This is a genomic window from Castellaniella sp., from assembly GCF_034007085.1.
Lineage (GTDB): Bacteria > Pseudomonadota > Gammaproteobacteria > Burkholderiales > Burkholderiaceae_B > Castellaniella.
The window spans coordinates 1-4,581 of record NZ_JAVERO010000153.1 but is presented as its reverse complement, the minus strand read 5'-3'; the positions used below and the strand labels follow the sequence as shown (position 1 = coordinate 4,581).

The following is a 4,581-nucleotide window of genomic DNA, read 5'->3' as shown; positions in this document are numbered from 1 at the left end:
TGGCATCAATGTGTCCGAATGGCTGCCGTATTCCCTGGTGCGCACCTGGCACATCCAGGCAGCCCTGTTCTGGATCGCTACTGGATTCCTGGCTGCGGGCCTGTTCCTGGTACCGATTCTCAATGGTGGCAAGGACCCCAAATACCAGAAACTCGGCGTGGATATCCTGTTCTGGGCGCTGGTCCTGGTGGTCGTGGGTTCGTTCAGCGGCAACTTCGTCGCCATCGCCCACCTGATTCCAGCCGAATGGAATTTCTGGATCGGCCACCAAGGCTACGAATACATCGAGCTTGGCCGCCTGTGGCAGATCGGCAAGTTCCTGGGGATCGTGTTCTGGCTGGTCCTGATGTTGCGTGGCATCGTGCCGGCGCTCCGGCAAAAGGGCGACAAGAACCTGCTGGTCCTGTTCAGCGCCTCGGTGATCTGCATCGGGCTGTTCTATGGCGCTGGCCTGGTCTATGGCGAAAAGACCAACATCACCATCATGGAATACTGGCGCTGGTGGGTGGTGCACCTGTGGGTCGAAGGTTTCTTCGAAGTCTTCGCCACTGCGGCGCTGGCCTTCATCTTCGCGACCATGGGCCTGGTGTCCAAGCGCGGTGCCACGATCGCCAGCCTGAGTTCGGCCATCCTGTTCATGCTGGGTGGCACGCCGGGTACCTTGCATCACCTGTACTTTTCCGGCACCACGACTCCGATCATGGCCATCGGTGCTTCGTTCAGCGCCCTGGAAGTCGTGCCGCTGGTCGTGCTGGGCTACGAGGCCTGGGAAAACTGGCGCCTGAAGGCGCGTGCGCCGTGGATGGAAAGCCTGAACTGGCCATTGAAATTCTTCGTCGCCGTGGCCTTCTGGAACATGCTGGGCGCCGGGGTGTTCGGCTTCATGGTCAATCCGCCGATTTCGCTCTACTACGTGCAGGGCCTGAACACCACGGCAGTGCATGCGCACGCGGCCCTGTTCGGCGTGTATGGTTTCCTGGCGCTGGGCTTCACTTTGTTCGTGCTGCGCTATGTGCGTCCGAACATGCAATTCAACAACAGCCTGATGAACACGTCGTTCTGGTGCATGAACCTTGGCCTGGTCATGATGATTGCATTCAGCCTGCTGCCGATCGGCCTGATCCAGTTCCATGCCAGCATCAGTGTGGGCACCTGGTGGGCGCGCAGCGAGATGTTCATGCAGCAGGACATCCTGAAGACCCTGCGCTGGGTCCGTACCTTTGGCGATGTGGTCTTCATCATCGGTGGCCTGGGGGTCATGTGGCAGGTCGTCACGGCCCTGTTCGATCGCAAGGCCGCAGCGCCGGCCACGGCCGACAGCCTGGCCTCGCAGCGGACCTGAACCGTCTGATCTTGCAAAGGGGTGCCCGAAACGGGCCCCCGACCCGGCCCGCCTCGGAAGAGGCGGGCTTTTTATGGCAGGCTGGTCGGTGGTGCGAGCGCGGGCGAAGCTGCCAGCTGGTGCCCTTGCGCAGGCTCAGGCTGCCGGCGCGGTTCGCGGATTGGTGCGCAAAAGGCGAAAGCAGGCGCAGGCGGCGCTTGGGGTTGCCCTACTGCGTTGCAAATAAAGCGGTGGGCAAGGTCAGGAGAAGTGCACGATCTCGAAACTGAGGCGACCCTGATCGTCGCGGCCGACGGAATAGCCCAGGCGTTCGCGCACACTGTTGTCGGGGTGGAACGTCAGGACCACCGGCTTGATGTGTTCCAGTTCGGATTCCTGGATGTATTCGGAATTGGCGATGATGACCTCGTCGCCGCGTTGGCAGGTGCGCGCAGCGGCACCGTTCAGGATGCAGCAGCGCGAACCGCGTTCTCCGTAGATCACGTAGGTACTGATGCGGGCGCCGGAATTCTTGTTCCAGATATCGACGAATTCCATGGGCAGGATGCCGGCGGCTTCGCAGTGGTCGGGATCCAGGGTGATGGAGCCGTGGTAGTCCAGGTCGGCCCCGGTGATGCGGATGCCATGCAGTTTGGCGCGGACGATTTTTCTCACTTGAAATCCGGAGTAAGGGATTGAGCAGGTGACATTCTAGCGCGTTGCGCTGCAGCATCAGCAGCCGTCGGGTCAGTCGATCCGGATATGTGTGCTTCATTATAATGTGATGTGCATCAAATCGGTGGTGTGCCGCATGGGGCGGCGCACGCTGGATTCAGGTATGCGGATCATCGGAAGGGGCACTATGGTGTTTGCTGCGCGGGAAGCCTGGAGGGCTGGGCTGTGGGCGCCCAAGCATTGGGCGGGCAATATTGCAGCGGGGATGATCGTCGGCGTAGTGGCTTTGCCCTTGGCCATGGCATTTGCGATCGCTTCCGGCGTGAAACCCGAGCAGGGCCTGTATACCGCCATTGTGGCAGGGGTCGTGGTCTCGCTGTTCGGTGGCAGTCGGGTGCAGATCGCCGGCCCCACAGGCGCCTTCATCGTCATTCTGTCGGGCATCGTCGCAGAGCACGGGGTTGCGGGCCTGCAACTGGCCACGCTGATGGCTGGGCTGATGCTGTGCGCTTTTGGCCTGGCGCGCCTGGGCGGCGTGATTCGCTACATCCCCCTGCCAGTGATCCTGGGATTCACGGCGGGGATAGGCATCATCATCTGGGTCGGGCAGTGGCAGGCCTTTCTGGGACTGCCGGCGGTTCGCGGCCATTTCTTCCACGAAAAATTCTGGTTCCTGATTCAGCACCTGACACAACTGGATCCAGTGGCGACCGCGTTCGGGGTCGGGTCGCTGGCGCTGGTGCTGCTGCCGCGGCGGGTGCGGATTCTGCAGCGGATTCCGGGCCCCTTGCTGGCCCTGGTCGTAGCGACGATCCTGCAGGGTATTTTCCAGTTTCCGCAACTGGCCACGATCGGCAGCACGTTCGGTGATTTGCCGCGGGGGCTGCCCTTGCCGCACTGGCCTGGAGGGGGGCTGGATCGGATCGTCCCGTTGATCGGTCCGGCATTCACCATCGCCTTGCTGGGGGCCATCGAATCCTTGCTGTCAGCCGTTGTTGCCGACAGCATGGCCGGGACGCGGCACGATTCGAATGCCGAACTGTTCGGCCAGGGGCTGGCCAATGTGATCAGCCCGCTGTTCGGCGGGATTGCCGCGACGGGGGCCATCGCCCGGACCGCGACCAATATCCGCAGCGGTGGCTACGCGCCGCTTGCCGGCGTGGTCCACGCCCTGGTACTGGCGCTGGTCTTGCTGGCGTTCGCGCCGTTGGCCCGCAACATTCCCTTGGCCACCTTGGCCGCGATCCTGTTTGTCGTGGCCTGGAACATGAGCGAGGCGCACCGGGTGGTGCGCCTGATCCGGCATGCGCCGCGTGCAGACGCCGTGATTCTGTGCCTGACCTTGCTGCTGACGGTTTTTGCCGATCTGGTCGTGGCGGTCAATATCGGCATTGTGCTGTCGGTCTTGCGTTTCCTGCATCGCATGGCGTCCAGTGTCGTAGTGACCCCCGTGGCGATTCCGGAATCGGGGCCAGGCAAGCAGCACGCGGGCATCCGCGTGCTGCGCGTGCGGGGACCGTTGTTCTTTGCCGCAGTCGAAACGCTGCGGGAAGCATTCCGAACTGCGGATGCGCCTACCTTGATCCTGAGCCTGGATCAGGTGCCGTTTGCCGATGCGACGGCGCTGCAGGCGCTGGATGACGAAATCGTGGCCGCGCACGCGCGTGGCATGCGTGTGATTCTGTGCGGCGCAGAAGCGCCGATTCGTGCCAAGCTGAGCCGCATGGGGACATTGTCCCGGCTTGGGGCGGATGATTTTCAGCAGGATTTGTTGAAGGCACTGGCAGCGGCAGAGACGACTGGACACTAGGAAGACCGGCCAGGTAGCAGGCGCTGCTTGCAGACCGGGGTCAGTCGCAGCGCAGTACGCACCCCTGCATCATGGCCGGGAGGGCGGCTTGCTGGGTGTCCAATCCACGTTGTGACGGGCCAGGTATTCCCGGATCAACTGCCGCACCACCTGGGAAGGCGTCAGGTCCTGGCGGGCGCAGAGTTGCTCGAATGCCTTTTTCTTGTTCGGATCGATCAGCACGGTCAGGCGGGCGGTTTTTTGTTCCAGCGGGGTCGGACTCATGGTTCAGGTCTCGGTCGGGCCGGTGCGGCCGTCGGCAGCGGCGGCCAGGCCTGCAGGGTTGCTCTCAGCCGTGTCTCCAGGGCCACCGGCAAGCCAGGGCGCTCGGCTGGCGGCAGCAGGCCGTCCAGCATTGCGATCCGGCTTGCGTCGTAGCGGCGGGCGGAGCCCAGCGCGGCTTCCAGCGCATTGGCGCGTGTCGTCAGTTCGGCAGGGTCCCCTTGCACCAGGATCAGGGCGTGGGCGAGTCCGATGTGACGGTCGGGCGTCTGCTCCGGAATGCGTCTCCAGACCTGGGCCGTGCCTGCGATCTTGCGGGGGGGAGCCAGCACGGCCAGATTGTACCTGCCGTCGCAGAACGAACCTTCGACCGCCTGTGCGCTGGCCTCGATGCCGAAAGTCGCCAGCGCTTGGCTGATCAGTGCGCACAGATGCCGGTAGAGGATTTCGGAATGGTCGAGTGGTCGGCCGGTGAACACTTGTGCCAGGCTCAGGTTGAGGATGCCTGGACCCT

The 4,581-nt window shown here is 63.2% G+C and carries 4 protein-coding genes and 1 pseudogene; 2 read left to right on the top strand and 3 right to left on the bottom strand.

The window, feature by feature from the left end; genetic code table 11:
• Nucleotides 1-1,342, top strand: a 1,342-nt coding sequence (locus RBR29_RS10715) for a cbb3-type cytochrome c oxidase subunit I (protein WP_320349188.1), incomplete at its 5' end; no start/stop codon positions are given.
• A 240-nt stretch (nucleotides 1,343-1,582) separates the two neighbouring features.
• Here RBR29_RS10715 and panD read toward each other — a convergent pair.
• Entirely contained in the window at nucleotides 1,583-1,996 is a 414-nt protein-coding gene (gene panD, locus RBR29_RS10710; RefSeq protein WP_320349186.1) for an aspartate 1-decarboxylase, read from the bottom strand.
• A 190-nt stretch (nucleotides 1,997-2,186) separates the two neighbouring features.
• Here panD and RBR29_RS10705 point away from each other — a divergent pair, with 190 nt between their 5' ends.
• Complete coding sequence (locus RBR29_RS10705; RefSeq protein WP_320349191.1) at nucleotides 2,187-3,806, top strand: SulP family inorganic anion transporter; 1,620 nt, start codon at nucleotides 2,187-2,189, stop codon at nucleotides 3,804-3,806.
• Nucleotides 3,807-3,875: 69 nt separating this feature from the next.
• On the opposite strand, the gene RBR29_RS10700 is transcribed toward RBR29_RS10705, so the two are convergent.
• Together RBR29_RS10700 and RBR29_RS10695 are read right to left on the bottom strand one after the other, a co-directional pair.
• Nucleotides 3,876-4,055, bottom strand: coding sequence for a ribbon-helix-helix protein, CopG family (locus RBR29_RS10700; RefSeq protein ID WP_320349190.1), 180 nt, complete (start codon nucleotides 4,053-4,055; stop codon nucleotides 3,876-3,878).
• Between the two features lie 11 nt (nucleotides 4,056-4,066).
• Nucleotides 4,067-4,581, bottom strand: a pseudogene (locus RBR29_RS10695) (lipoate--protein ligase family protein); the annotation flags it as partial.